This window comes from Campylobacter sp. 2018MI01, assembly GCF_018501205.1.
Lineage (GTDB): Bacteria > Campylobacterota > Campylobacteria > Campylobacterales > Campylobacteraceae > Campylobacter_E.
Window position 1 is genome coordinate 1 of the sequence record NZ_JAHCZE010000019.1, and the last position, 26431, is coordinate 26431.

30 protein-coding genes are annotated in these 26431 nt (G+C 28.6%); 22 read left to right on the forward strand and 8 right to left on the reverse strand.

Annotated features, from left to right (window positions below):
* Positions 1 to 49: 49 nt before the first annotated feature.
* Together KJQ97_RS04390 and KJQ97_RS04395 are read right to left on the reverse strand one after the other, a co-directional pair.
* Positions 50 to 415 carry a hypothetical protein gene (locus KJQ97_RS04390; protein ID WP_214117652.1) on the reverse strand — a complete coding sequence of 122 codons (366 nt, stop codon included), beginning with the start codon at positions 413 to 415 and terminating at the stop codon, positions 50 to 52.
* 6 nt (positions 416 to 421) lie between these two features.
* Positions 422 to 763, reverse strand: a complete 342-nt coding sequence (locus tag KJQ97_RS04395) for a hypothetical protein (protein WP_214117651.1) — start codon at positions 761 to 763, stop codon at positions 422 to 424.
* Positions 764 to 884: 121 nt separating this feature from the next.
* Between KJQ97_RS04395 and KJQ97_RS04400 the strand changes: the two genes are divergently transcribed.
* From KJQ97_RS04400 to KJQ97_RS04420, 5 genes are all read left to right on the forward strand, one after another.
* Positions 885 to 1160 carry a helix-turn-helix domain-containing protein gene (locus KJQ97_RS04400; protein ID WP_214120071.1) on the forward strand — a complete coding sequence of 92 codons (276 nt, stop codon included), beginning with the start codon at positions 885 to 887 and terminating at the stop codon, positions 1158 to 1160.
* The gene (locus tag KJQ97_RS04405; protein ID WP_214120072.1) at positions 1132 to 1449 is read left to right on the forward strand and encodes a hypothetical protein; all 318 of its coding nucleotides are present in this window, start codon (positions 1132 to 1134) and stop codon (positions 1447 to 1449) included. The genes KJQ97_RS04400 and KJQ97_RS04405 overlap by 29 nt, the downstream gene beginning before the upstream one ends.
* 8 nt (positions 1450 to 1457) lie before the next feature.
* Positions 1458 to 2033, forward strand: a complete 576-nt coding sequence (locus KJQ97_RS04410) for a hypothetical protein (protein ID WP_214120073.1) — start codon at positions 1458 to 1460, stop codon at positions 2031 to 2033.
* Between the two features lie 188 nt (positions 2034 to 2221).
* Complete coding sequence (locus KJQ97_RS04415; protein ID WP_214120074.1) at positions 2222 to 3229, forward strand: DNA cytosine methyltransferase; 1008 nt, start codon at positions 2222 to 2224, stop codon at positions 3227 to 3229.
* A complete protein-coding gene (locus tag KJQ97_RS04420) occupies positions 3229 to 3993 on the forward strand; it encodes an Eco47II family restriction endonuclease (RefSeq protein ID WP_214120075.1) in 765 nt (254 codons plus the stop codon). Before KJQ97_RS04415 ends, KJQ97_RS04420 begins: the two co-directional genes overlap by 1 nt.
* A 40-nt stretch (positions 3994 to 4033) precedes the next feature.
* Here the strand turns inward: KJQ97_RS04420 and KJQ97_RS04425 are convergent, their stop codons facing one another.
* From KJQ97_RS04425 to hemB, 3 genes are read right to left on the reverse strand one after another with little or no spacing between them, the layout of a single operon-like run.
* The gene (locus KJQ97_RS04425) at positions 4034 to 5074 is read right to left on the reverse strand and encodes a quinone-dependent dihydroorotate dehydrogenase (protein WP_214120076.1); all 1041 of its coding nucleotides are present in this window, start codon (positions 5072 to 5074) and stop codon (positions 4034 to 4036) included.
* A gap of 10 nt (positions 5075 to 5084) precedes the next feature.
* Positions 5085 to 6428: an oxygen-independent coproporphyrinogen III oxidase gene (hemN, locus tag KJQ97_RS04430; RefSeq protein WP_214120077.1), complete on the reverse strand. Its 1344-nt coding sequence runs from the start codon at positions 6426 to 6428 to the stop codon at positions 5085 to 5087.
* Between the two features lie 2 nt (positions 6429 to 6430).
* A complete protein-coding gene (gene hemB, locus KJQ97_RS04435; RefSeq protein ID WP_214120078.1) occupies positions 6431 to 7405 on the reverse strand; it encodes a porphobilinogen synthase in 975 nt (324 codons plus the stop codon).
* Between the two features lie 56 nt (positions 7406 to 7461).
* On the opposite strand from hemB, the gene ribA reads away from it, so the two are divergent.
* From ribA to KJQ97_RS04500, 13 genes are all read left to right on the forward strand, one after another.
* On the forward strand, positions 7462 to 8025 hold the full coding sequence (gene ribA / locus KJQ97_RS04440) for a GTP cyclohydrolase II (protein WP_214117645.1): 564 nt from the start codon (positions 7462 to 7464) through the stop codon (positions 8023 to 8025).
* Entirely contained in the window at positions 8018 to 8575 is a 558-nt protein-coding gene (rsmG, locus tag KJQ97_RS04445) for a 16S rRNA (guanine(527)-N(7))-methyltransferase RsmG (RefSeq protein WP_214117644.1), read from the forward strand. The genes ribA and rsmG overlap by 8 nt, the downstream gene beginning before the upstream one ends.
* 65 nt (positions 8576 to 8640) lie before the next feature.
* On the forward strand, positions 8641 to 10110 hold the full coding sequence (gene ccoN, locus KJQ97_RS04450; RefSeq protein ID WP_214120079.1) for a cytochrome-c oxidase, cbb3-type subunit I: 1470 nt from the start codon (positions 8641 to 8643) through the stop codon (positions 10108 to 10110).
* 11 nt (positions 10111 to 10121) lie between these two features.
* A complete protein-coding gene (gene ccoO, locus KJQ97_RS04455) occupies positions 10122 to 10814 on the forward strand; it encodes a cytochrome-c oxidase, cbb3-type subunit II (protein WP_214117642.1) in 693 nt (230 codons plus the stop codon).
* A gap of 9 nt (positions 10815 to 10823) precedes the next feature.
* The gene (locus KJQ97_RS04460) at positions 10824 to 11021 is read left to right on the forward strand and encodes a cytochrome c oxidase, cbb3-type, CcoQ subunit (protein WP_214117641.1); all 198 of its coding nucleotides are present in this window, start codon (positions 10824 to 10826) and stop codon (positions 11019 to 11021) included.
* Positions 11021 to 11863: a c-type cytochrome gene (locus KJQ97_RS04465; protein ID WP_214120080.1), complete on the forward strand. Its 843-nt coding sequence runs from the start codon at positions 11021 to 11023 to the stop codon at positions 11861 to 11863. The genes KJQ97_RS04460 and KJQ97_RS04465 overlap by 1 nt, the downstream gene beginning before the upstream one ends.
* 3 nt (positions 11864 to 11866) lie before the next feature.
* Positions 11867 to 12082, forward strand: a complete 216-nt coding sequence (locus tag KJQ97_RS04470) for a DUF4006 family protein (protein WP_214117639.1) — start codon at positions 11867 to 11869, stop codon at positions 12080 to 12082.
* A 94-nt stretch (positions 12083 to 12176) separates the two neighbouring features.
* Positions 12177 to 12728, forward strand: coding sequence for a hypothetical protein (locus KJQ97_RS04475; protein WP_214117638.1), 552 nt, complete (start codon positions 12177 to 12179; stop codon positions 12726 to 12728).
* Positions 12725 to 13249, forward strand: coding sequence for a FixH family protein (locus KJQ97_RS04480; protein WP_214117637.1), 525 nt, complete (start codon positions 12725 to 12727; stop codon positions 13247 to 13249). Before KJQ97_RS04475 ends, KJQ97_RS04480 begins: the two co-directional genes overlap by 4 nt.
* A gap of 56 nt (positions 13250 to 13305) precedes the next feature.
* Positions 13306 to 15495 (forward strand): PD-(D/E)XK nuclease family protein, encoded by a 2190-nt coding sequence (locus KJQ97_RS04485; RefSeq protein ID WP_214120081.1) that lies wholly within the window; start codon positions 13306 to 13308, stop codon positions 15493 to 15495.
* A complete protein-coding gene (locus KJQ97_RS04490) occupies positions 15492 to 18140 on the forward strand; it encodes a UvrD-helicase domain-containing protein (protein ID WP_214120082.1) in 2649 nt (882 codons plus the stop codon). The genes KJQ97_RS04485 and KJQ97_RS04490 overlap by 4 nt, the downstream gene beginning before the upstream one ends.
* Before the next feature lie 120 nt (positions 18141 to 18260).
* Positions 18261 to 19148 carry a YeeE/YedE family protein gene (locus KJQ97_RS04495; RefSeq protein ID WP_214120083.1) on the forward strand — a complete coding sequence of 296 codons (888 nt, stop codon included), beginning with the start codon at positions 18261 to 18263 and terminating at the stop codon, positions 19146 to 19148.
* The gene (locus tag KJQ97_RS04500; RefSeq protein WP_214120084.1) at positions 19145 to 20491 is read left to right on the forward strand and encodes a rhodanese-like domain-containing protein; all 1347 of its coding nucleotides are present in this window, start codon (positions 19145 to 19147) and stop codon (positions 20489 to 20491) included. Before KJQ97_RS04495 ends, KJQ97_RS04500 begins: the two co-directional genes overlap by 4 nt.
* Before the next feature lie 192 nt (positions 20492 to 20683).
* Here KJQ97_RS04500 and KJQ97_RS04505 read toward each other — a convergent pair whose 3' ends face one another.
* Positions 20684 to 20983: a hypothetical protein gene (locus tag KJQ97_RS04505; RefSeq protein ID WP_214120085.1), complete on the reverse strand. Its 300-nt coding sequence runs from the start codon at positions 20981 to 20983 to the stop codon at positions 20684 to 20686.
* A 339-nt stretch (positions 20984 to 21322) separates the two neighbouring features.
* Positions 21323 to 22600: a major outer membrane protein gene (locus tag KJQ97_RS04510; protein ID WP_214120086.1), complete on the reverse strand. Its 1278-nt coding sequence runs from the start codon at positions 22598 to 22600 to the stop codon at positions 21323 to 21325.
* A 202-nt stretch (positions 22601 to 22802) separates the two neighbouring features.
* Between KJQ97_RS04510 and rplM the strand changes: the two genes are divergently transcribed.
* The 4 genes from rplM to KJQ97_RS04530 all read left to right on the forward strand — a co-directional run bounded on the left by rplM (position 22803) and on the right by KJQ97_RS04530 (position 26080).
* Complete coding sequence (rplM, locus tag KJQ97_RS04515; RefSeq protein ID WP_214117630.1) at positions 22803 to 23222, forward strand: 50S ribosomal protein L13; 420 nt, start codon at positions 22803 to 22805, stop codon at positions 23220 to 23222.
* 1 nt (position 23223) lies between these two features.
* Positions 23224 to 23613: a 30S ribosomal protein S9 gene (rpsI, locus tag KJQ97_RS04520; RefSeq protein ID WP_214117629.1), complete on the forward strand. Its 390-nt coding sequence runs from the start codon at positions 23224 to 23226 to the stop codon at positions 23611 to 23613.
* A gap of 25 nt (positions 23614 to 23638) precedes the next feature.
* Positions 23639 to 24616, forward strand: coding sequence for an OmpA family protein (locus KJQ97_RS04525; RefSeq protein ID WP_214120087.1), 978 nt, complete (start codon positions 23639 to 23641; stop codon positions 24614 to 24616).
* Positions 24617 to 24730: 114 nt separating this feature from the next.
* A complete protein-coding gene (locus KJQ97_RS04530; RefSeq protein ID WP_214120088.1) occupies positions 24731 to 26080 on the forward strand; it encodes an APC family permease in 1350 nt (449 codons plus the stop codon).
* A gap of 3 nt (positions 26081 to 26083) precedes the next feature.
* On the opposite strand, the gene KJQ97_RS04535 is transcribed toward KJQ97_RS04530, so the two are convergent.
* A partial coding sequence (locus KJQ97_RS04535; RefSeq protein WP_214120089.1) for a hypothetical protein occupies positions 26084 to 26431 on the reverse strand: 348 nt, incomplete at its 5' end.

The window sequence follows — 26431 nt, forward strand, 5'->3', positions numbered from 1 at the left end:
CCATTTATCAATACTATAACATATAAAATTTGGCTTTAAAAGCCAAATTTTAGTTTTGATTTTTGCTGTGGTAATAATATAAATATATTAATCCAATAGGAGCAATAACAATAGACAATCCCCAACACAAAAGCATTATCCAAATTTTAATAAACCAATATATTAAAAATAATTTGCCTTGAAAGAAAAATACATTATTTCCCATAATAAAATTCACAATACTTTCATAAACAAACCTTGAATATGGATAAAGTAAAGCATTAATAATACCAACAAAAATAGGAGCAACTATATTACCGACTAAGTTAGCGAATAACATAAAAAATAAAACAGATATTACAATGCCAAAAAATAAATGTCTAAAATAATAACTAGGATTAAGTCCTTTAAATGCTTTATTAAAAAAATCTTTCATAATTTTTTACCTTAATAATGGATTATTGCTTTTTGTTTTAGCTTTTAGTTTTTTAATTACTATGCCTTTTTTGTTGATACAAAAAACATTAGAATCATTTATATTTGGGCTAAAAGAACTAATCTTAACGAAATCATAATGCCACATTTCACATTCACTAGAAGAACTAATTCTGCTAGGTGCTCCGAATTTCTCTTCCAAATCACTTTTACTAGATTTATTAACCACAATGCTATCAAGCTCATCTTGGGTAATCTTAGTGCCTTCAGTATAGGTTGTGAAATTATCAATAGCCGCACAAGAGCTAAAAGCTAATGCAACTAATGAAAACAAAAATAATTTTTTCATTTTTTCTCCTTAAATAAATTTAAAAGCAAATTTATCATAAATAAATTAATTTATCCTATAGGATATAGATTTTAAATTTTTATATCGTTTAAATTATTAGATTTTACCTATAGGATAATGTATGAAAAACACTGAAGAAATAGAAGAATTTTATAAATTAGTATCAAGTAATGTTAAAAAATTTAGAACCGAAAAAAACATAAGCCAACTAGATTTGGCCCTAAGTATAGGCATAAAATCAATAGCCTTTTATTCAAATTGCGAAAACAACAAAAACGGCAAACATTTTAACCTAGAGCATATTTATAATATTAGCAAGGTTTTAGGCGTTGATATTTGCGAGTTATTAATGGGGGGGGGTATACAAAATGAATTGCATAAAAGAAGCTTTAATTAATGTAGCTAATTTTGATTTAAGAGCTACTATGAGTAGGCGTTCGTATGCCTTTATGATTTTTGTTTTTCCGATTTTAGCTTTTGGCTTGTTTTATTGTTTGATAGAGTTTTCAAGATTTGTGCGTTTAGTTTTAGCTAATAATGTAGATTTTACTTTTATTAAAAATGATTTTATGAGTTATTCTCAAATTGTTTTTCAGGGTTTATATGCTAATTTTTATCTTGTTATTGATTTTATACTAATTCTTAGCACTTTACAAAGGCTTAATTCAATCACAAAAATAAAATAATCAAAACTATGATTGTAATAATAGCGTTTTATCTTATTGATTATTATTTAGTGTGCTTTCATTGGCTTAGGGTTTATTTAGAAGATAATTTTATGCTTTCAATTAATTATAAAGCCATTGGTTTTATTATTTTTTTCATACTTGCACTGATTTTATCAATGATAAAAGAAAGGCATTTTAATGAGATTACTCCAAAACGCTCTTTAGCTTATTTTTTAACTTTAGATTTTAGCTCAATTGCTAGTAAGACTAATTTGATAATACCTTTTAGTTTTTATCTTGGTATTACTATTGTTTTAACTATTTTTATCGTTGGAATAGTGTTTATAATGGCATTAACTGAACTTAGCATAATAATAATGCCTATTATTTATATTGATATATTTTATTTATTAAATCACTATAAATCAAACATTAGAGCAATTACAAAAATAATCACTCTAATATCTTTTATAGCTTTTTATATTCAAATTATTTGCTTTGATAGAAGCGGTATTTTTTATGAATATATGAATAGATTATTTTTATTTTCATTTATTTTAGTCTATATTTTAGCAATGCGAAAAATCAAGAATTTGAAATAGGAATTTGGTTTTTATTTTTTAAACACGAAAATATACTCGTGAGCTATTGGTAAAAAATTATGCTTAATACTGTTTGCTTTACAAAATCCTGTAACTTTACAATTAAACTGCTCTTTTTTTATAAATAATGCATAATTGTATGAATTTAATTTTTTCAGTTAATATGATAAAAATACTTAAGGATTTTAATGATTTATAAAAGCATAGAACTTTTTGCAGGAGCTGGTGGCTTGGCACTTGGGCTTGAAATGGCTGGGTTTTCTCATTTAGGACTTATTGAGATTGATAAAAATGCAGCTAATACCTTAAAACATAATAGAAAAAATTGGAATGTAATATGTGACGATATTGAAAAAGTTGCTAATAAAGATTTAGAGAAATTATTTGATATTAAAAAATATGAGCTCGATTTGATTTCTGGTGGAGCGCCTTGTCAAAGTTTTAGTTATGCTGGTAAAAGACTTGGTCTTCTTGATACTCGTGGAACTATGTTTTATCACTATGCTATATTTTTACATAAATTACAGCCAAAGATGTTTTTGTTTGAAAATGTAAAAGGATTATTAACTCATGATAAAGGCAATACTTTTAAGGTTATTTGTGATGTATTTAGAGAACAAAATTATTCAATACAACATCAAGTATTAAATGCACTTGATTACGAAGTAGCTCAAAAAAGAGAGAGATTAATAGTGGTAGGAATTAGAAATGATTTAATAGATAAAATTAATTTTAATTTTCCTAAGCAAAGTGATAAAAAACTTGTTTTAAGGGATGTTTTAAAAGATGTTCCTAAAAGCGAGTGTGCTAAATATTCTAAAGAAAAAGAAAAAATTTTTACTCTTGTTCCAGCTGGTGGATACTGGAAGGATATTGACCCTAAAATTGCTAAAGAATATATGAAAAATTGTTGGAATATGGGCGGTGGAAGGACGGGAATTTTAAGAAGGTTAAGTTTAGACGAACCAAGTCTTACCGTCCTTACAACTCCACAAATGAAACAAACAGAAAGATGCCATCCGCTTGAAGTAAGACCATTTAGCGTAAGAGAAAATGCTAGAATTCAAAGTTTTCCAGATGAATGGGAATTTATGGGTTCAATTGCTTCAAAATATAAACAAATCGGCAATGCTGTTCCTTGTAATTTAGCTAAAGCTGTTGGTTTAGAGATTATTAAAACTTTAAAGGAGTTATGATGGATAATAAATATTATTTAGACTTTATAAAGCAAAGTGATTTTGAAAATTTAGTACTAGATGTATTAAAAGAATATGAAAGCAGTTTAAATTCAATTGATTTAAAAACTTTTAATTCAAATTTAATTGACCCTATAAAACTATTATTTGATAAATATGCTTTTAATAAAAGTTATGAAGAAATAATTAATTATGAGATTCATCGTCAAAGAGATAAAAGTAATAGTAATTCGATAGGATATTTTCATCAAAATATTTTTAAATTTATTAAAAATTGTGAAGTTCCAAAAGAAGGTTGGGATATTATTTTTAAAGATTTTAATAAAACATATTATATAGAGCTTAAAAATAAACATAATACAATGAATAGTTCTTCATCGGCAAAAACTTATATGAGAATGCAAAATCACTTGCTAAATTCTAAAGATAAAGATAGTAGTATTTGTGCTTTAGTTGAAATAATCGCTATTAAATCACAAAATATCCCTTGGATTATTACGCTTGATAAAATTAAACAACAGTCTAATGAAAGCTTACGAAGGATATCTATTGATAAATTTTACGAAATTGTAACTGGTGATAAAATTGCATTTTTAAAATTATGCAAACAACTTCCTATAACAATAGAAAAATTAGTTACTAAAAAAATAAAATATGAAAAAGATACAGTTTTAGATGAATTAAAAGCTAAGAATAAAGATATTCTAATAGCGCTTTATAAATTAGCATTTGCTACATATGAAGGTTTTGAAAAACTAGATTAATTTAGAATTTATTTCGTGTAAAGATACACGAAATAAATTCTTATAATTCTACGCCGATGGCTTGATTAATCGAGCTTAAGCCGTCGTTTTCTATTAATTTTGTAAGCTCATCATTTATATTTCTAGCAATTCTAGGTCCAACGAAAATCATAGATGAAAGCACTTGAACTAAACTAGCACCCCATTTTATACGCTCATAAGCTTGAGCCGCGTCAAATACCCCGCCACTACTAATAATTATGCCTTTTTTATGCACGCTTGGTGCGATTTCTTTTAGCATATTTAAAGATTTTTCGGCTAATACTTTACCACTTAAGCCGCCAACTTTGGTTAAATCAGGCTTTTTGCTAAGCGAATAATCTTGCGTAGTATTGCTTAAAATCACTCCGCAAGCATTAGCATTTAAAGCTGTTAGACTTAATTCAGTAGCCAAGCCAAAATCCATATCAGGAGCAAATTTTATAAATTTTGGCACATCATTAATAGCATTTAGCCTAGTAAAAATTTCTTCAATAAATTTAGCATTTTGTAAATCTCTTAGATTTGGAGTATTAGGCGAACTTATATTAATTACAAAAGCGTCTGCATAAGGCTTTAGCTCACGAACTAAAATCTCATAATCATTTATAGCAACTTCGTTAGGTGTAACTTTATTTTTACCTATATTTATAAAAATCGGAGGTAGTTTTGAGAAATTCTCACGCATTAAATTTGCTTTTGCAACTTCTACGCCGTCATTATTAAACCCCATTGCATTGCGAATGCTAAGCTCATCTACTAATCTTTCAATTCTTGGGCGAGGATTACCTGGCTGAGCCTTAGGAGTGATTGCTCCGACTTCAATGAAACCAAAGCCAAGATTTGCTAAAGGAGCTACCACTTCAGCATTTTTATCAAATCCAGCTGCAAGTCCAATAGGATTAGAAAATTTCATATTGATTAATTCATTTTCTAAATTCTTATAAGTTTTTTTATAATCAACTACTTTTAAAAATCTTTGAGTTTTAAGAGCTTTGATTACTAAATGGTGCATATCTTCAGGGTCAAACTTAAATATAACTTTTTTTGCTAATTCATACATTTACTTACCTTTATAATGTTTTTGAAAAGGTCTTTTCACCTTTATTTTTCATATAAGCATCAAATCCCATACAAATATTACGGATTAATAATGTGCCTGTTTCATTTACTTTTATTTCATCATCGCTAATTTGTAAAAATTCAGCATAAGTTTTTAAATACTCTTTTGCGTCGTTAAAATAATCCCAAAATACTATTTTAAATTCTTTTTCAATTTCTTTAATATTAAGACTAAAATTAGCCATTAAGCTCATTATTACAGCTTTTCTAATTAAATCATCATTATTAAGTTTAATTCCCCTATGAAATGGTAATTTGCCATTATCAATAGCTGCTTCATAAAGGTTTAAATCTTTATAGTTTTGTGCGTAATAATTAAGTCCTTCTCCAATACTAGTAAGCCCAACGCCAACCAAAATAGCTCCACCTTTTGTAGTATAACCTTGAAAATTCCTATGAAGTGTGCCATTTTCTAAAGCCTTAAATAATTCATCATTAGGTTTTGCAAAATGATCCATTCCTATCATTTTATAACCATTTTCGCCTAAAAATTTCGCAGTATGTTTTAGAATTTCTAACTTAGTTTTAGCTTCAGGAATAGTGCTTTCATCAAATTTTCTCATATTCTTTTTAATCCAAGGCACATGAGCGTAATTAAACACAGCAAGTCTATCAGGATTTATTTTTAAAATTGTCTCAAGCGTTTTGCTAAATGAGTTTAAATCCTGATAAGGAAGTCCGTAAATTAAATCAGTATTTATACTTTTTACCCCATTTGCTCTTGCAAGTTTTACTGCATTTTCTGTAATTTCGTAAGGTTGAATTCTATGAATTTCTTTTTGCACTTTAGGGTCAAAATCTTGCACACCAAAGCTAATTCTATTTATGCCGTATTTTGCAAATACGCTCATTTGTTCAACATTTAAAAACCTAGGGTCAATCTCACAAGAAAGCTCGCTATCAGGTAAAAACTCAAATATTTCATTAATTTTTTTAAGCAAGATTTCAAGTTGAGCTGCACTAAAAAATGTAGGCGTTCCACCGCCAAAGTGCATTTGAATAGCTTTTTTTGTCTTAAGATGAGTTTTTAAAATATCAAGCTCTCTTAAAATATAATCTAAATACCTTTCTTTTTTATCTTCATTAGCTGTATAAATTACATTACAGCCACAAAAATAACAAGCCGAACGACAAAACGGCAAGTGAAAATAAAGCGATAAAGGCTTATTTTCGTTACTTTCTAAATCTTTTATAAAATCATCATATTTATAATCTTCGCCAAACTCAATAGCTGTTGGATATGAGGTATATCTTGGGCCACTTGTTTGATATTTTGCTAATACACTAAAATCCATTTTTATCCCCTTAACATTTCGGCTAATTCTTTAGCGTGATAAGTGATTATTAGTTTTGCACCCGCTCTTTTAAAACTAATCATAGTTTCCATTAAGATTTTTGGATAATCTACAAGCCCAGCTATTCCAGCGTTTTTAAGCATTGAATACTCCCCGCTTACATTATAAACGCATAGTGGAAGTAGTGAGTTTTGGCTAATTTCTTTAACTACATCTAAATATGCTAAAGCAGGTTTTACCATCAATATATCAGCACCTTGTTTTTCATCTTCTAAGCTTTCATTCAAAGCTTCTTTTCCGTTTGCATAATCCATTTGATAAGCTTTTCTATCGCCTTTTTTAGGGGCTGAATTAGCCACATCACGGAAAGGTCCATAGTATGCACTTGCGAATTTGGTTGAATAAGCCATAATTGGTAATGTATCAAAGCCATTTTCATCTAAAGCAGTTCTTAAAGTTTTTATTATTCCGTCCATCATTCCGCTAGGTGCAATCATATCAACTCCAGCTCTTGCCATTACTAAAGCTTGTTTGCTAGAATTTAAAAGCGTAATTTCATTATTTAAATACCCATCTTCATCTAATACTCCGCAATGTCCGTGGTCTGTGTATTCACAAAAGCATAAATCAGCAATTAAATATAAGCTATCACCAAAACGCTCTTTAATAGCTCTAATAGCACGAGCTATAAGCCCATTATCGCTCATTGCATCACTTCCGCAACTATCTTTTGCGCTTTCATCTAATACGCCAAATAATAAAATACTTTTAATTCCAAGCTTTAAACATTCATTACATTCTGCTAGTAATTCATCAAATCCTAATTGATAAACTCCTGGCATTGATTTAATCTCAATTTTTGCACTTTTTTTATCTACTACAAATAAAGGGTAAATCAAATCGTTTAAGCTAAGTTGGTTTTCCTTTACTAAATCCCTAATTATAGGGCTTTTTCTAAGTCGTCTAAATTTACGCACACTAAACTCCTTTTTTTGTATAATTAAGGCTAATTAAATCAAAAAAGAGTTAAACAATGTTAGTTGAAATTTCAAAACAAGCAAATTTACCTACAAGATTTGGAAATTTTGTTATCCAATCTTTTAAAGAAAACGAAAAAGAGCATTTAGTAATTATGAAAGGCGAAATTAGTGATGAGATTAATGTTCGCATACATTCTGAATGCCTTACAGGTGATGCTTTAGGTTCGCTTAAATGCGATTGTAGAGACCAATTAAAAGCATCTTTAAGATATATTGAAGCAAATGGCGGAATGGTTATTTATCTTCGTCAAGAAGGTCGTGGAATAGGTCTATTTAATAAAGTAAATGCTTATAATTTACAAGATAATGGATTTGATACACTTGAAGCGAATTTAAAACTAGGCTTTAAAGATGATGAAAGAGATTATAAAATAGTTGATTTTATACTTGAATATTACAAAATTAAAAGCGTAAGATTGCTTACAAATAATCCTTTAAAATTAAAAGCTATTAGTAAAGATGTAAAACGCATACCATTAATAATGCAAAGTAATGAATACAATAAACAATATTTAAAAGTTAAATCTTGCAAAATGGGGCATATGCTAAATGAATAATGAATTTTTAGCTTTTATAAATTCATATGAAGATGAATTAAAAAAATACAATAAAGTTCATAATATTACAAGATTAAAAGATATAAAAGCAGCAGCACTTGATAGTATTGAAATACTTAATTTCGTAGAATTTAAATCAGGAATTAATATAGCAGATATTGGCTCAGGTGCTGGTTTTCCTGCTATATTTTTAGCTTTTTTAAAAAGAGATTGTAATTTTTATTTGTATGAGCCAAGTTATAAAAAATCAGCATTTTTATCGCTAATTAAAGCTAAGTTTAATTTAGATAATGTGTTTATTAAACCTATAAAAGTTGAATGTGAAAAAGACTTAAAATGCGATTTGATAACTTCAAGAGCTTTTGCAAAAACAGAACTAATTGTTACTTTATGTAATGATATAACCAATGATAATACTAAATTTATTTTATACAAAGGCTCATTCGTAAAAGATGAGCTAGATTGCTTAAATGAATATAAATTACACGAGAGAAATAATAGAATTTTTTTAGAATTTTATAAAAAAGATTTCAAAATTATTACAAATTAAGCTTAGTTTATTTTTTTTAAGATTATAATTAGCAGATTATTTTAATTTCTATTTAAGGAGCAGTTATGGCAAATCCATCGCAAAATCTTGGCTATGATTATACCGTAGCTAAGTGGTTTATGTTCGCATGTATTTTGTTTGGCATAATCGGTATGGGAATTGGAACTTTAATCGCGTTTCAATTAGCATTTCCTGAGCTAAATAATATTGCAGGTGAATATTCTACATTTGGCCGCCTAAGACCACTTCATACAAACGGAGTTGTTTATGGCTTTATGCTTTCAGGTATTTGGGCTACTTGGTATTATGTAGGTCAAAGAGTTTTAAAAGTTTCTATGAGAGAATCAAAATTCTTAATGTTCATAGGTAAAGCTCATTTTATAATCTTTATGATTACTATATTATTAGCTGTTGTAAGTCTTTTTGCTGGTGTTACAACTTCAAAAGAATACGCAGAACTTGAATGGCCTTTTGATATAGCAGTTGTTGTTATTTGGGTTTTATGGGGTATGGGAATTTTTGGACTTATTGGAATTCGCCGTGAAAAAAGTCTTTATATTTCTATTTGGTATTACATTGCGACATTTTTAGGCGTGGCAATGCTTTATTTATTTAATAATATGGAAGTTCCTACAAAATTAGTTACAGGAATGGGTTCTTGGCTTCATTCAGTATCTATGTATGCAGGAAGTAATGATGCTTTAATTCAATGGTGGTGGGGACATAATGCGGTTGCTTTTGTTTTCACGGTTGCAATTATTGCTGAAATATATTATTTCTTACCAAAAGAAAGTGGTCAGCCAGTATTTTCTTATAAATTATCACTATTTTCATTCTGGTCTTTAATGTTTATATATTTATGGGCAGGCGGACACCATTTGATTTATTCAACCGTTCCTGATTGGATGCAAACAATGGGTTCAATTTTCTCTGTTGTATTAATATTACCAAGTTGGGGTAGTGCAATCAATATCTTACTTACAATGAAAGGTGAATGGCACCAAGTAAAAGAAAGCCCATTAATTAAGTTTATGATTTTTGCTTCAACATTTTATATGTTCAGCACACTTGAGGGTTCAATTCAATCAGTTAAATCAATCAATGCTCTAGCACACTTTACAGACTGGATTCCAGGACACGTGCATGATGGAACACTTGGTTGGGTAGGATTTATGACTATGGCTGCAATTTATCATATGACTCCAAGGGTATTTAAAAAAGAGATTTATAGTAAAAAAATTATGGAATACCAATTTACTATCCAAACTTTAGGAATTGTATTATTCTTTAGCTCAATGTGGATTGCTGGAATTACTCAAGGTATGATGTGGAGAGCTTATGATGATTATGGAACTCTAACTTATTCATTTATTGATACTGTTATAGCACTACATCCTTATTTTATAATAAGAGCTATTGGTGGTTTATTATATTTAATAGGATTTTTTATGTTTGCTTATAATATTTATAAGTCAGTTACTTCAAGCAGAAGCGTTGAAGTTGAACCAAAATCAGCAAGTCCAATGCAAGCGTAAGGAGGTAAAAAATGTTTAGTTGGTTAGAAAAAAATCCTTTCTTTTTTGCGGTATTTGTATTTGTTGTTATTGCTTATGCTGGTGTTGTAGAAATTCTACCTGCATTTAGTCCTAACGCTAGACCAATTGAGAGCAAAAAGCCTTATACAGCTTTAGAACTTGCAGGTCGTCATGTTTATATTAAAGAAAGTTGTAATGCTTGCCATTCGCAATTAATTCGTCCATTTAAAGCAGAAACAGATAGATATGGTGCTTATTCAAAAGCAGGTGAATATGCTTATGATAGACCATTTTTATGGGGTTCAAAAAGAACAGGTCCTGATTTAATGAGAGTTGGTAATTATAGAACTACTGATTGGCACGAAAATCATATGAAAAAACCTGTTTCTGTAGTGCCTAGTTCAATTATGCCTGAATATCCACATTTATTTAAAAAGAATTCAGATCTAGATACAGCTTATGCTGAAGCTTTAACTGTTAAAAAAGTTTTCAATGTTCCTTATGATGAAGAAGGTTATCCAAAATTAGGAACTTACGAAGACGCTCGTAAAATGATGGTAGAACAAGCTACACCTATTGTTGATGCAATGAGCGATGAAGAAGTAAAACAAGCGTTTGAACCTTGCCGTGCAAATGCACTTGATAGTAAATGCGAAATTAAAGAAATAGTTGCATTGATTGCGTATTTAAATAGCTTAAAGTAAGGAAGAATTATGAGTTTGGTTGAACTTGTGCAATATCAAGGACATGCTTATTTTTTCCTTGTGGCGTTTTTGACCTTTGTGCTTTATGCTTATATTATTCATTTATATAAAGCACAAAGAGAAGGTAAAAAAGATTATGAAAAATATGCAAATCTTGCATTAGATGATGATATTAATTCATCTTTATTAGAAAATAGGAGAAAGTGATGAAATGGTTAAATCTTTCTGATAATGTAAATTTACTTTCTATAATTGGTGCAGTTGTTATTGTTGCTACCGTGTTGATAGTAAGTTTAAATGTATTTAAACAGATGAGAATTAAAAGAAAAGATGCTGAAACAAGCGAGCACGAATGGGATGGAATAAGTGAATATAAAAACCCATTACCAGTAGGTTGGGCTGTTATGTTTATCGTTTTAATAGTGTTTGCTTTATGGTATTTTTTAATAGGTTTTCCACTAAACAAGTATTCATCAATAGGTGAATATAATGAAGAAGTAGCAAGTCATAATGCAAAATATAAAGAAAAATATGTAGCATTTGATGATGAATCTAAATTAAATATGGGTAGAAATGTATTTTTATTACATTGTGCTCCTTGTCATGGTGCTGAAGCAACTGGAATTAATGGTAAGGCTCAAGACTTAACTAAATGGAGTAGCGTTGCTGGAATTTTAGATGTTTTAGAAAACGGCTCAACAGGTTTAGGATACGGAGAAATGCCAGCTGGTTTAGTTGAAGGAGATGACGCAAAAGCAGTTGCAACTTATGTAGCAAATGGAATGCAAGGCGAAGTTGGTAAAGATGTATTTGAAACAACTTGTGCAGCTTGTCACGGAGAAAATGGAGAAGGCACTGAAGGTGTAGCACCTGCATTAAATATCTATACTAAACCTGATTTTATTAAAATGGTTTTAGCTAGCGGTAAGATAGCAAGTGCTGATGCAAGCGTAAAAGTAATAGGAGCAATGCCAAGCTTTAAATCAATGCTAAGCGATGAGCAAGTAGATGCAGTTGCTCGTTATGTAAGCACATTATCAAAGGAGTAAAAAATGGATAATCATAATAGAAATGTGTTTGGATTACACGGAATTACAGGTATGTTAATAGCTACCGTTTTATTATTATCAATCCTAGTTGGGCTTACTATTTGGGGAATAAATGTTCAACAAAAAGAAATCAGAAATCCTTATAAACTAGAAAAAATTGAAGATGCTAAAATGCACGAAAATAGAAGTTTAGAAGATTTTAGAAAGGACGCAAAATGAGCAAGTTATTAGAAACAATTATAGTTTTAGGAATGGTTGTGTTAGCAATAGTTACAGCTTGGTCAGTTTTAACTCCTAATCATTTAGGTATAGGATGAAAAAGCTAATAATTATAATGCTTTTAGCTCTTGTGAATTTATTTTCACAAGAGCCTTTAAGTAATGAAGTATTAAATGAAATAAATATTTTAAGTAATGATTTAGAGCAAAAAACAGGTATTAAAACAAGTGTTTTGATATCAAATGAAATTCCTTTTAAAGATTTAAAACAAAGTATTAAAACTGATAAAAATTATGCAATTATAGTAATTAGTCTTAAAGATAAAAAGTTAGATGTTATAAGTGATTTAGGATTAGATTTTAGAAGTGTTACCGAATATTATTATTTAAAATATGGATTTTTCCCAAAACAAGGTGCAATATTGCCAATACTTACTCAACCTAAAGGAAAAGATTTAGTAAATGCAGCAATTTTAAATGGGTTTGCTGAATTGTGTGATGTAATTGCAAGTAGTAAAGGTGTAGAACTTGAGTATTCTTACGGGGATTTAAATGATAATATTATAAATACAATTAGAACTATTTTTTATATTTTTACTATTGTTTTTATAGTAGTTTTAATTAGAAGAAAGGTAAAGAAAAAATGATAAAAGAAGGAAGACATTGGCCTTATTTGATTGTTGGTTCAATTATTTTTATGATGATTGCTTGTATTTACACCGTTTATTTATCTTTTGATTATCCAGTAGATGAAGATGAAAGTTATTTTTTAAAATATCAAGATGTTGAGAATAATTACGCAAAAATCAAAGAAAACGAAAAATTATTTTTAGATAATTTTGCTTTTAGGGTTTTAGGCGATAAAACAAGATTAGATGTTACTAAACGCCCAGCGGTATTTGTAGATAATGAAGTAATATTACAGGTTAAAGAAAAGTCTAATTTAAAAGCAAGCAATATAAGCGTAAAGGCAAAATTAACAAGACCACACACAAAATATGAAGATAAAGAAATCATAGTAAATTATGATGATAATTTAAAAGAATTTAAAGCTGATTTAGGAGATATTTCTAATGGACGCTGGACTTTATTGATTGATTTTAAAATCAACGAACTTTCAAAATTTTATAAACTTGAACTTTGCAAAAATCAATGTAAAAAAGCTTAATATTAAAGCTTTTTTACGCTATAACTACTCATAATAATCTTTTAAAAGGAAAATAAATGTATAAAAAGGATTTGATTGTATTTTCTAATTTAAGGCAAATTAAAAACTACTTAGCAAGTATTAAAAATGAAGGATTTTTTCCAACTACAATTAGTATTAATGAGTTTTTGCAAGATTTCGCAATAAATGATAAAAGAAGAGCGACTGAAGTAGAGCAAATCATTGCTATGAGTAGGGCTTGTAATAAAACTAAAGATTATAAAAAGCTTAATTTTTCAAATGATTTTTTAAGTTTTTTAAAAAATAAAGAATATTTATTCTCATTTTTTAGCGAATTAAATAGTCAAAAAGTAAGTATAGATGATTTAAGAAATAATGATTTGTATAGTTTTTTTGATGAGTATTTAGACATTTTAGAAGAGTGTTTAAAGCATTATAAAAACGAATTAGATAATCAAAATTTATATGATGATATAACTATTAAAGATTTAAAAGCTAATTGGTTTTTGCTTAGTCAATATAAATCAATTAGCTTTTATCTAAACGGCTTTTTAAAGCAATACGAATTAGAATTCTTTGAGAGTATTTCGGATAAAATAGATGTAAAAATCATCACAAATGTAAGCGATTACAATATAAATCTTTTAAAAAAATCATTTAAAATAGATTTTGAGCCAAATCATACTTATACTCTAAGTTTTAATAATTCTTGGCAAATCCTAGAGCAAACTAAACTAAATTATAACAATACCTTAAAAATTGCTTCGTTTAAAAGCTCAATTTATCAATACATTTACGCACTTAGTCTAATATCAAAATATTACGAAAATGATAAACAAATAGCTCTTATTATGCCTGATGAAAGCATTGCAACTAGCTTAAAAGCCCTTGATATTCATAATTATTTAAATATTGCAAGTGGGCTAAACTCAAACGAAATAGCACAAAAACTAAATGCGATTTTAGGTGATGATGAGTTGGCTATAGTGCAAAAAAGATTATTAAATACAAGCGAACTTGATTTTAGTAATTTTGATAAATTAAAAGAGCAACTATTAAGCCTTAGCAAAAACGCTGAAATTAAAGAAATCCTAAAAAACCGCCTAAATGATATAAAGATGTTAAATAATGAGTTTAAGCTAACAAACGAGCAAATCATAAAACTACTTGACGCTAGTAATATTAAAATCTCTCACACAAACGGCGGAAATGTTGATGCTTTAGGTATGCTTGAAAGTCGTGGAATGAAATATGATTTAGTAATTGTTCTTGATTTTAATGATGATTTAGTGCCAAAGCGAAGTGTTAGTGAAATGTTTTTAAACAATGCTGTTCGCACAAAGGCTGGGCTAATTAGCTATGCTGATAGAGAGAACTTGCAAAGACATTATTATAAAGAGCTTTTTAATGCCAAAGAAGTTTTTGTTTTATACCTTGAAAATGAAGAAAAATCACCAGCTAGAATGTTAAAAGATTTTAGTTGCCAAAGACAAATCGTAGATGAAAAAGGGCTAATTGAATCATTCTTAAAGGCATTTAATGGCAAGTTAAAAGCAAATGAAAATATATTTGAGCCTGATTTAGAACTTATAAAAAATCATAATTTTTTTGCAAAACCGCTTAGTTTTTCAAGATTATCGTGCTATTTAAACTCACCTTATGAGTATTATTTAAAATATATTTTAGAATTAAGTGAGCCTAGCAATTCAAATGAAAAAGCAGCAGTTGGGACTATGGTTCATGAGTTTTTACAAAACGCTGATTTTAAGAATTTAAAACAAGAATTTGAAAAAGAGCTAAAAGATAAATTAAGCCCAATTGATTATGCTTTAATATACGATAATTTAGATGAAATCACATATTATATTAACAACAATCAGCCAAGTGCAAATTGCGAAGAAAAGCTTTCGGGTAAAATTGCAAATATTGATGCTTACGGGATAGCTGATAGGATAAGTGATGAGCTAATAATTGATTATAAGACTACAAACAAGCCAAATTCTACTAAAAATCACGAAAAACAATTAGCCTTTTACGCAATGCTTTTAGATAAGCCTACAATACAAACAGCTTTAATTTATTTAAAAAGCACTCGTGGGGCGGTGTTTGAATGTAAAAATTTTAATAAATTATCTCAAGAGATTGAAAGCGATATTGCAACTCTTAAAGATGGCTTCGTCTTAGAAAAAAATGAAAATGCTTATGGCTATTATCATTTAATAATCAATAAAAAGGATAGAGTATGAAACATATCGCATTAGCAGCAAGTGCTGGAAGTGGCAAGACTTTTACTCTAAGTGTTAGATATATTGCTTTAGTTTTAAGCGGGGCGAGTATTAATGATATAGTAGCTCTTACATTTACAAAAAAAGCCGTAAATGAGATGAAAGAGCGAATTACAAAGGTATTTTTAGAGCTTGAAAATAGAGCTGCCGAGCTTCAATTTTTGCAAGATTTATTAGGTTTAAGTGCCGAGCAAATCATAAATACAAGAAATAAATTCTTAAAAAACTTTAAAGAAGATGAGCTTAGGATTTATACTTTTGATAGCTTTTTTTCTAAAATTTTAAGGCTTTTTGCAACACACGAAGGCTTAAGCGTAGATGCGGAACTCATTGATTATTTAGATATTAAAGAAGAGTTTTTAAAGTCTTTAGATACAAATGAAGCCATAAAATTAGTAAGAGATTTAAAAGATTTTAATATGAGTTTAGGAGATTTTTTAAACTGGCTTGAGAGTTTGTATTTAAATTATACAGGCGAAAAAATCATAAATGATACGACTTTTATAAATCCTTTTGATGAGTTTTTAAGGCTTAAAGATAATTTTACTGGAGCAAATAAAAAAGTAGATGAATGGCTTGGCAAAATTACGGATTTAAATTCTTTACTTTCTAGCTCATTTTTAGACGCTAGCAAATCAAATATACAAAAAGCCCTAGATTTGCCAACTTTTGCAGCAGCTTATGAAGAATTACTCTCAATCGTTGCTAAATATTATGGTTTTTTAGAGAGCAATCAATTAAAATTATGCTTTAATTATTTAGATAAATTTAGCGAAGTTGCGAAAAATTATCATAAAGAGCAAAATATTTTAAGCTTTAGTGATGTGGCGATTTATGTCCATAAAATATTGCAAAACAAGGATTTAAAAGACCTTTTTTATTTTAGACTTAACTCAAATCTAAGCCATCTTTTAATAGATGAGTTTCAAGATACTTCGGTTATTCAATACGAAATTATTAAGCCAATAGTTGAAGAAATAGTGGCTGGAATTGGCATAGATGATAAGCAAAAAAGCTTTTTTTATGTAGGGGATAAAAAGCAATCAATTTATTCATTTAGGGGTGCTAAACAAGAAGTATTTGATTTATTTCACAAAAACGAAACCTATAATATAAGCTTGCAAAATCTTGATACTAATTATCGTAGTAAAAAAGCTATAGTAGAGTTTGTAAATAATAATTTTAAAAATCTTTATGATGATTATTACGAGCAGTTAGTTGCAAGTAAAGAAAACGGAGTTGTAAGCAAAATAATCACCGAAAATTACTTAAACGATGTTTATAAAAAGATTGCAAGTTTGCTACAAAACGGAGCAAAATTAGATGATATTTGCATACTTACAAGAGATAATGCAAACGCAAATGAAATAGCTAATTATTTAAATGAATTTGGTTTGAAAACTAATGTAAATAATAACTCTTTATTAGTTTCAAAAATGAGCGTTAGGGTTTTAATAGAATTTGCAAAATACTCTATTTTAGGAGATGAGATTTATGGCTTTTTTGTAAAGTCTGTGCTAGGCAAGGATTATTCAAGGCTTAAAATTGATATTACAAAAAGTGCTTATGAGATTTATAATGAGATAATAACTCATCTTGATTTATGTAAAGATGAGTATGTTTTAGAGTTTTTAGATGATATTAGTTCTAAAGATTTCTTAGATACGATATATAATCTTAGCAATAAACTTGCATCAAACAATGAAGCAAAAGGCATAAATATTATGACAATTCATAAGAGTAAGGGTTTACAATTTGGGCATTTAATCTGCGTTCATTTAAGTAAAAATGCTCCACACGATACAGGGCTTAAAATTGAATATGATTTTTCTAGCCACAAATGGTATGGCTTTAAAAAGGACGCTAGTGCTATTAGAAATCTTAGATGTTTTTATGATAAAGATTATGCAAAAAAGCTTGAAATTTATGAGAATACGAAAAAAACTGATGAGATAAATACTTATTATGTAGCTTATACAAGAGCGATTAGCTCTCTTTGTATTATTATGAATGATGGAGCTGGACTTAGCGGGATTAATTATAATGAAATTGCTAATGAAAGTTTAGATGATGATTTGCTTAATTTTAGATATAAAGAAAATGAAGCAAGTGCTATAAATATTAGCTATGAGTTTAATCCTTGTGTGCCACTTCAAAATGTCAAGGCTAAAGAGTTTAGCACTGATGCGATTATGCTTGGAAACGCATTTCACTATTTTTGTGAATTGAGTGATTTTAATGATGAAAGCTTGAATGAATGTTTAAGACTTGCATATAATAAGTTTAATCAAGTGGATTTTGATAAATTAAAAAAACTTTGCGAAGATTTGCTTAAATGTGTGGAGTTTAAAGAACTAATCAAAAATCATAATTTGATTAAAGAATATAACTTTTTATATGAAAATAAAGTAAATAGAATAGATTTATTAGCTATTAGCGATGATTGCGTTAAGATAATTGATTATAAAAGCTCGTTTTTTAATAAATCTTATGAAAAACAGCTAAAAACCTATGAAAACTTTATAAAAACTAGATTTTCTAATCACAAAATTAGCTCTTATGTAGTGTTTTACGAAAACGAAGAATTTAAATTAAAAAGAATTTAAATTCTTTAAAACTAAATTGATTTTGTGGTGAAAATCTTAATTCATAATCTAAATATGAATTAAGATTTATTATTTTTCAAAACATATAATTTCTAAAATATTTTAGAAAGTCATTAGGTAATGAATACGCTTATATTTGGAATTGTTTTTGGATTTTTATTAGCAAGATATAGATTTTGCTTTTTTTCTGGTTTTAGAAATCTTTTTTATTTTAAAGATTTTTCATTTGTTAGTGCTTTAAGTTTTTGTATATTTTTACAATCTCTTGGCTTATTCATATTAGAACATTTTCAGCTAATTACCATACCCGAGTTTAAATTCTCAATACTTGCTACTATTATAGGTAGCTTTGCATTTGGCGTTGGAATGGCGTTTAGCAAGGCTTGTGTTAGCGGTAGTTTTACTAGAGTTATTAATAATAGTTCTTATTTAATAACGGCTTTTTCTTTTGCTTTTAGTATGGCTTTATTTAATGGAATATTTAAAAAATACATAGATATTTTTACAAAAAACGAGCTTACTAATATTCATACTTTTTTAAATATTTCGCCTTTTATCTTAGTGATTTTACTTGGAATTTTAAGTATATATTTAATCTATAAAGCCAAAAAAATTAGCATTCTAGCAATAGTTTTAGCAATTTTAAGTCTTTTGATGTGGAAAATGATTGGTTTTAGTTTTACTTTATCAGTGCCTAGTAAAAATATGATTTTATATCTAGTAACCAATCAATATAGGTATTTAGATTCTGGAGTTTATTTTTTATTTGGTTGTATTTTAGGTGGGATTGTTGCGAATTTGAAATCATTTTCGCTTCAAGGCGTATCGCTAAAACAAGGATATTTTAGTGTAATTGGAGGCTTTTTGATGGCTTTTGGAGCTTCTCTTGCAAGTGGTTGCAATGTGGCAAATATTTTAATAGCTAGTGCTTATTTTAGCTTTCAAGCTTTTATATTTTTACCTTTTATGCTTTTTGGATTTTTGATTATTTTAAGGAGAGTATCGTGAAAAAATTAATTTTATTGTTTGCACTTATTTTTAGTGCTTGTTTTAATGCTGATAATGTTAAATTATTAAATACTGATGAGTTTAAAGCTAGATTAAATAGTGATTATTTGATAATTGATACAAGAATTGATAGTTATTATAATGGTTTTAGCGAAGATGGGGCAAAAAACGGCGGTCATATTAAAGGGGCTTTAAATATTAGTGCTTTATCAATGGATTTTGTTGAAAATAAAAAATTTGAAGAATATTTCAAAGGCAAAGGCATTACAAAGGATAAAAAGCTCGTATTTTATGGTTCTAATTTAGATGAGATAAAAAAAGTTAGCTCGGAGTTTTTAGCTCGTGGTTATAAAGGCGAGATTTATGCTGATTTTATAGATTATGCAAATAATAATGATTTAGTAAAACTTAAAAACTATCAACTAGCAGTCTATCCTAAATGGCTAAATGACTTAATGCAAGGCAAAAAAGTTGAGAGTTTTGATGGTAAAGACTTTATGGTTTTTGAGGTTAGTTGGGGAGAAAATAGTGATGAATACAGCGAGCATATAAAAGGTGCTTATCATTTTAATACTGATTTAATAGAGAATGCTCCTGTTTGGAATTTAAGTGATGCAAAAACTTTAGAAAATAATCTTTTAAACTTAGGAATTACAAGCGAAAAAACTATAATTTTATATTCTAAAAATCAAATGGCAGCTTTAAGAGTATTTTTTGCACTAAAATACGCTGGGGTTAAAGATGTTAGATTTTTAAATGGTGGGCTATATTCTTGGCAAGAAGCAGGATTTAGTATAGAAAAAACTCCAAATATACCTAATAAAGAAAGTGATTTTAAAGCGATAATTCCTGCAAATGCTAATATAAATATATCAATGCCAGATGATATTAAAAATTATAAAGGGGATTTAAAGCTAGTAAGTATTAGGGCTTGGGATGAGTTTATAGGCAAAATTAGTGGTTATGATTATATACCAAAAAGTGGTGAGCCAAAAGGAGCTATTTGGGGATTTGCAGGGACAAATTCATCTAATGTGGCTGATTATTACGACCCTGATGGAACGCTTAGAAATCCTTATGAAATATATGAATTATGGCAAAGTCAAGGCATTAATAAAAATGATAATTTAGCTTTTTATTGTGGCACAGGCTGGAGAGCTAGTGTTGCTTGGTTTATTGCCTTACTTGATGGTTGGGAAAATATTTATGTATATGATGGTGGCTGGAATGCTTGGCAAATGGATGAGAGCTTAGAAGTGCAAAAGAATTTAGATTTAGTTAAACCTGATTCAAAAAACGATTATGGAGCAGTGTTTAAAGAAGGTGCTAGTTGTAAAAGCTAATCAAAAGCTATTCTTAAAGAATAGCTTTAATTATCATAAAATGATTATAAAGAGTATATGCAACACTAAATAAAATTATTGTAATTGTTAAAATGAGAGTTTTGCTAAGTGTATGCTCAAAAAAGCTCTCGCTTAAATTAATTTGTATTTTTTGATTAAGCGATGAGCTTTTAAAATTTTTATAGTTTTTAATTATCTAAATTGTCTTCTTTCAAATTTTGCTTTAGGTTCTGCTTTTGTATCTATAGGTAAAATATTAGCAAAGCATCCAATATCAACAAAAACAAGTATCCCAAAAACCCAACCATTTATTGAATCATAAAATGTATATAATATATAAGTTAATACGCAAAAAGCAATAAACCAGCCAGGCGAAAATGTTCTCTCGTGTTCGTAAGTAATTTCAGCTTGACAACCCCTGCATACTTTTACACCAAATCTTAATTCTTCATCACAAAAAGGACATATCATCGTTTTTGTATTCTTTGACATAATTGTCTCCTATTTTGATTTATGTGTTAAATAATAAAAAAAAAACAACGCATTGTAAATATTTTCAGCCTTTCGTAATACCTTAAATTACTTAATCGTATTGCTATTAGTTTTAAAAAACTTGTTTGTTTAGATTGATTAGAGCTTAGAAGTGCAAAAGAATTTAGATTTAGTTAAACCTGATTCAAAAAACGATTATGGAGCAGTGTTTAAAGAAGGTGCTAGTTGTAAAAGCTAGACTAAGTAAGCCTAACACCAAGAGTTTGAAATTAGTTAAATTAAGTTTTTATAAGTGTTAGGCCAAATTAATCTAGTGCTAGGCTTAATGCCTAGCTATTTTTAGAATGTATATTTTGCTTCAAATCTAATTAGTTTTTCATCTTTTTTACAATCTTCTATACCTTCATAATTTTTTGTTTTACCATAAGCATAGAATGCTGAGAAGTTTAATTTGTCGCTATATTTATAAGATAGTTGTGGCTTAACTTCAAATAATTTTTCTTTATCAGTTTTATCGCCATTTTTGATTTTATTTGTTCCGCTAATAATATCAACACCAAATCTTACATCTTCAAATGTATAACCAATTGTTCCGAATACGAAATCTTTCTTACCTACTGCTCCTGTTTGGTAATCTTTCATAGCGTATTCGCCATAATTAATCAATTTGCCACTATCTTCTATAGTATTAATTGTAGCTTTATCCTTTTTACCATAACCAGCATAACCTACATTAAAATCTAAGCCGAATGCGTCAAAGCCAGCTTCAATAGCATAAAAATTACCATTAGCTACTTCGTCGCCTGTAGCTTGTTTTAATAAATCTTTTCTATCTTTTTTAAGATTATTACCTGCGTATTGAGCGTGAATATTGTATGCGAAATCATCTTTATCACCTAAATTAACATTGAAATCTACCGCATATAATGTGCCCCAACTAGCCATATTTGCTACCCATAACTCTGCTGCTACTGGGTCAAAATTAGCAATTGCTGCTATACCATATATATTTTTACCACTTACGCTTTTTATACTATCATCATCATTTTTTGTAGCAATAACGCCTAAATCACTATCTTTATTGTAATTATCAAAAGCATAAGCTGCTAAAGTTACATTCTCAATGCTATTATTTACGATTTTTAATCCTGTTCCTAATAAATCATCAGTCCAAATTGAGCCAATTTCCATTCTACCGAACATAAATGAGGTATCGTAATTCGTGTAAGTTAAATAAGCATCTCTTATATTAAAAGTTTTGCTTGTATTTATATTATTTTCAACTTTATCTCTTAAAGCTTCATTAGATGGTGTTAAACCTGGTTTATTTAAAGCAAATGAAGCATCTTGGTTTGAATACTGAAATAATGCAGTAGCTTTAAAATTATCAGCTATATCTGAAGTGAATTTTAATTGAGCTTTATATCCGTGTAATTGGATTGTATCTTTTGTAGATTTATCTTTTAATGAATTTTTTTCGCTAATTCCTTCATATCTATATCTTAACATACCTGATAAATCTACATTTTGAATAGCTTCATCTAAAGCAATAGCATTTGCAACTGACATTGAACCTGCAGTAATTACTGCAATTAAACTAAGTTTTACTAGTTTCATTTTTACATCCTTTTTTTAAAAATTGCAATGCTATTCTACCCCCCCCCCATCTTTAAAATAAACTTAAATGAGATAATTTTTTTAGAATTTAAAAAAGTCAAATTTTATTTTTAATTTATCTTAAAATTATCTTAATTTAAGATATTATTAAGATTAAAAACATATAATCAGCTTTTTAAAAAATTTTGGCAAAGGTAAAATCATGACAAAAATAACAAAGCCAAACGAAGTTAAAAGAGATTGGATAATTGTAGATGCTGAAGGTAAGCGTTTCGGTCGTCTTTTAACAGAAGTTGCGACAATATTAAAAGGCAAACATAAGCCTTGTTATACACCAAATGTTGATTGCGGAGATTATGTTGTAATTATCAACGCATCTAAAGCAGAATTTACTGGAACAAACAAAGCTGATGATAAATTATATCACAGACATTCAGGCTATTTTGGAAGCACTAAGAGTGAAAAATTCGGTGATTTATTAGCAAATAATCCAGCAAAATTATATAAATTAGCAGTTCGTGGAATGTTGCCTAAAACTACTTTAGGTCGTGCAATGCTTAAGAAATTAAAAGTTTATGCAGGTAGCGAACACCCACATACAGCTCAGGTAAAAGGAAAGTAAAATGGCAAAAGTTTATGCAACAGGTAAAAGAAAAACTGCAATAGCTAAAGTTTGGGCTAAGGCTGGAAGTGGTAAAATTATAGTGAATGGCGTTGATTTAAATACTTGGTTAGGCGGACACGAAGCTATTAAATTAAAGGTAGTTCAACCTTTATTAGTAACTAAGCAAGAAGGTTTAATGGACATTACAGCTAGCACATTAGGTGGTGGTTATAATGCTCAAGCTGAAGCTTTAAGACACGGAATTTCTCGTGCTTTAGCTGCTATGAGTGCTGATTTTAGAGCGCTACTTAAACCACAAGGTTTATTAACTCGTGATAGTCGTGTGGTTGAGCGTAAAAAATACGGCCGCAGAAAAGCAAGAAGAAAACCACAATTTAGTAAACGTTAATTCGATTTTGAAATTAGGAGTATTCATGAAAAAGATGAGTTTAGTTTTAAGTGCAGCTGCAATGATAGCTGTTAGTGCAAATGCAAGTGATATTAATTTTGAAGGCTTAGAAATAAGCCCAATCGCTACATACAATGTTCCAGAAGGAAATCTTGACCTTATGAATAAATTTGGTTATGGATTAAGAATTGGTTATATGTATGGTGCAGTAGGAACAGAAATTGGTTATGAGCACCAAAAAGGTGAATATAAAAGTATAGATAATTCAGGTCATACTCCAGTGGGTATTGATAGAGGTTATTTAAACTTAGTATTCCCAGTTAAAGTTGGTGATACTAACTTTGATTTCTATGGATTATTAGGTGTTGGTTATGAAAACTTCAGCGAAAATCTATATGACAATAAAAACGGAATGTTTGGTCATTATGGTATTGGTTTAAAATACAAAATTTACAAAAGCTTTGGTTTAAGAGCAGAAGTTCGTGACCAAATTAAATTCCGCCACGCTGATCACCATGTAATTAGCACTTTAGGTGTAATTTTTAACTTTGATGGTAAAAAAGAAGAAGTTGTTCCAGCTCCACAACCAGTTGTAGAAGTTAAACCTGAGCCAGTAGTTGTTAAACCTGAGCCAAAACCACAACCAAAACCAAAAGCATGTTATGATTTAGAATTAGTTAAAGTTAATTTTGGATTTGATAAGAGCAATGTAACTGCTAACTATATTCCTGAAATTGAGCGTTTAGCTAAATTAATTAAAGAAGAGCCTGCATATTTTGCAAATATCACAGGATATACAGATTCAATCGGTACATCTGCTTATAACAAAAAATTATCAGAAAAAAGAGCTAAAGCAGTAAAAGCTGAACTTGTAAAAGCTGGTGTTAGCGAAGACAGAATTAATCCAAGTTGGGCTGGCGACCAAAATGCAATCGGCGATAACAAAACAAAAGAAGGCCGTGCAGCAAACCGCAGAGTTGAATTAAAAATCATCTGCCAATAATTTTATAAATTATTTTTAGGTTTCACAGATTATGTGAAACCTTTTCTTTTTTTCTTCTAAATTATTACAATTTTAATAGTATTATTCGCTTCATTTTATTTTTTTAGGTTTATTATGAAGTTGAGTATAAAAGATATTATTTTTATGAATTTGATCGGGATTTTTTCTTTAAGACAAATTCCTTATGTCGCACAATACGGGGCTAGTTCTATTATTTTATGGCTTTTTGTAGCATTTGGATTTTTTATTCCTTTAGCTTTAATATGTGGAGAACTTGGTTCTAGATTTTCTAAGGGTGGTGGTATATTTTTATGGATTAATAAAGCTTTTGGAGTAAAAGTAGCTTATTTTTGTTTGATTTGTTATCTTCTATCTTGTTTAGCTTTTTTCCCAATGATGTTGTATTTCGCAGCAAATTCTTTAGCTTATATATTTAATTTACAGGCAAAATCTTATTTTATCGCAATATTTTCTATATTGAGTTTTTTTATTTTGACATATATAAATTATAGGGGTTTTGAATATACTAAATTAATAAATAAAATATTTGTTTATTTTGGAATTTTATTTCCTACATTGCTTTTAATAGTTGTAGCTTTAATGTTTTATTTGACTAATCACAAAATCACAACTCCTTATAATTCAGGGTATTTAATTACACTTGATTTAAATACTTTAGTGTTTTCAAGCACTATGATGTTTGCATTTGCAGGGCTTGAGCTTAGCACAATGATAGGTGCTAAAATTGATAACGCTCAAAAAAATTATCCAAAAGCTATATTTTTTAGTGCATTTATAATAGTAGGTATTTATATTTTAGGCACTTTTTGTGTTAATGTGATATATCCTGCAAAAGATACTGATATATTAGATGGTATTATGCAAGCAATTACTTATGCTGAAAACAATTTGGGTTTTAAAGGTCTTAGTCAATTAATGGCTTTTAGTTTATTTGTAGGCACTTTAGGGCAGATTAATTCTTGGTTGGTAGCACCAATATATATGCTAGCTAATGCTTCAAAAGAAGGAATAATTAAATTTTATGAAGCGAAACCACATCCAAAATATAATACCCCTTATAAGGCTTTATTTTTTCAGGCATTTTTAGTTAGTATTATTTGTATATTTTGTGTATTTTTTAATAAATCTCAAGATATTTATTGGCTACTTAGTTCTCTTACCACGGTTAGTTATTTTTTACCTTATATTGCAATGTTTTTAGCATATTTTAAATTAAAAAATTATTGTGAAAATGAATTAGAATTTAAAATACAAAATCAAATTCTTAGTTATTTTTTAGCGATATTAGGTCTTAGTAGCGTAGTATTTGCTTTAATATTAAGTTTTATTACTCCAAACGAAGAAGAGCAAAGTGAATTAATATATTTTTTACAAATTATGAGTTCTCCTATACTAGCATTAATAATTGCTATTTTTAGTTTTAATAAAACTCGTAATAAATAAAGCTTATTTAATATTTATCAAAATATTATTGTTTTGATAAGTATTTTTTTGTTTTTTTATAGGTTTTTCTCCGCTGATGCTAATTTGTATATATTCATCTGGAGTTGGTTCCTTTATTTTTATGGGTTCAGTTTGGGGAATTTCTTCTTGTAATTCTTCTTCATCTTCAAATAATATATCTAAAGCTTTTTTTAATTTTCTTAATTTTTTTTCATCTAATTCACTTATTTTTTTTTGCAAATCATAATTTATATCATCGTTTTGATATAAATTTTTAGGTATAGTTGGGTCTTTCCAATCTGGATTTTCACTAAAAGGAATTTTATCTCCAGGAAAATCTAAAGTATATGC

Coding starts and splice junctions, on each gene's coding strand:
- ribA (WP_214117645.1), top strand. CDS start 7,462: ATGTTAGTTGAAATTTCAAAACAAGCAAATTTACCTACAAGATTTGGA.
- KJQ97_RS04460 (WP_214117641.1), top strand. CDS start 10,824: ATGAGTTTGGTTGAACTTGTGCAATATCAAGGACATGCTTATTTTTTC.
- rplM (WP_214117630.1), top strand. CDS start 22,803: ATGACAAAAATAACAAAGCCAAACGAAGTTAAAAGAGATTGGATAATT.
- KJQ97_RS04395 (WP_214117651.1), bottom strand. CDS start 763: ATGAAAAAATTATTTTTGTTTTCATTAGTTGCATTAGCTTTTAGCTCT.
- KJQ97_RS04410 (WP_214120073.1), top strand. CDS start 1,458: ATGATTGTAATAATAGCGTTTTATCTTATTGATTATTATTTAGTGTGC.
- KJQ97_RS04485 (WP_214120081.1), top strand. CDS start 13,306: ATGTATAAAAAGGATTTGATTGTATTTTCTAATTTAAGGCAAATTAAA.
- hemN (WP_214120077.1), bottom strand. CDS start 6,428: ATGGATTTTAGTGTATTAGCAAAATATCAAACAAGTGGCCCAAGATAT.
- KJQ97_RS04530 (WP_214120088.1), top strand. CDS start 24,731: ATGAAGTTGAGTATAAAAGATATTATTTTTATGAATTTGATCGGGATT.
- KJQ97_RS04505 (WP_214120085.1), bottom strand. CDS start 20,983: ATGTCAAAGAATACAAAAACGATGATATGTCCTTTTTGTGATGAAGAA.
- KJQ97_RS04465 (WP_214120080.1), top strand. CDS start 11,021: ATGAAATGGTTAAATCTTTCTGATAATGTAAATTTACTTTCTATAATT.
- KJQ97_RS04420 (WP_214120075.1), top strand. CDS start 3,229: ATGGATAATAAATATTATTTAGACTTTATAAAGCAAAGTGATTTTGAA.
- rsmG (WP_214117644.1), top strand. CDS start 8,018: ATGAATAATGAATTTTTAGCTTTTATAAATTCATATGAAGATGAATTA.
- KJQ97_RS04525 (WP_214120087.1), top strand. CDS start 23,639: ATGAAAAAGATGAGTTTAGTTTTAAGTGCAGCTGCAATGATAGCTGTT.
- KJQ97_RS04495 (WP_214120083.1), top strand. CDS start 18,261: ATGAATACGCTTATATTTGGAATTGTTTTTGGATTTTTATTAGCAAGA.
- rpsI (WP_214117629.1), top strand. CDS start 23,224: ATGGCAAAAGTTTATGCAACAGGTAAAAGAAAAACTGCAATAGCTAAA.
- KJQ97_RS04415 (WP_214120074.1), top strand. CDS start 2,222: ATGATTTATAAAAGCATAGAACTTTTTGCAGGAGCTGGTGGCTTGGCA.
- KJQ97_RS04400 (WP_214120071.1), top strand. CDS start 885: ATGAAAAACACTGAAGAAATAGAAGAATTTTATAAATTAGTATCAAGT.
- KJQ97_RS04470 (WP_214117639.1), top strand. CDS start 11,867: ATGGATAATCATAATAGAAATGTGTTTGGATTACACGGAATTACAGGT.
- KJQ97_RS04425 (WP_214120076.1), bottom strand. CDS start 5,074: ATGTATGAATTAGCAAAAAAAGTTATATTTAAGTTTGACCCTGAAGAT.
- KJQ97_RS04475 (WP_214117638.1), top strand. CDS start 12,177: ATGAAAAAGCTAATAATTATAATGCTTTTAGCTCTTGTGAATTTATTT.
- KJQ97_RS04480 (WP_214117637.1), top strand. CDS start 12,725: ATGATAAAAGAAGGAAGACATTGGCCTTATTTGATTGTTGGTTCAATT.
- ccoN (WP_214120079.1), top strand. CDS start 8,641: ATGGCAAATCCATCGCAAAATCTTGGCTATGATTATACCGTAGCTAAG.
- KJQ97_RS04405 (WP_214120072.1), top strand. CDS start 1,132: ATGAATTGCATAAAAGAAGCTTTAATTAATGTAGCTAATTTTGATTTA.
- KJQ97_RS04390 (WP_214117652.1), bottom strand. CDS start 415: ATGAAAGATTTTTTTAATAAAGCATTTAAAGGACTTAATCCTAGTTAT.
- KJQ97_RS04490 (WP_214120082.1), top strand. CDS start 15,492: ATGAAACATATCGCATTAGCAGCAAGTGCTGGAAGTGGCAAGACTTTT.
- ccoO (WP_214117642.1), top strand. CDS start 10,122: ATGTTTAGTTGGTTAGAAAAAAATCCTTTCTTTTTTGCGGTATTTGTA.
- KJQ97_RS04510 (WP_214120086.1), bottom strand. CDS start 22,600: ATGAAACTAGTAAAACTTAGTTTAATTGCAGTAATTACTGCAGGTTCA.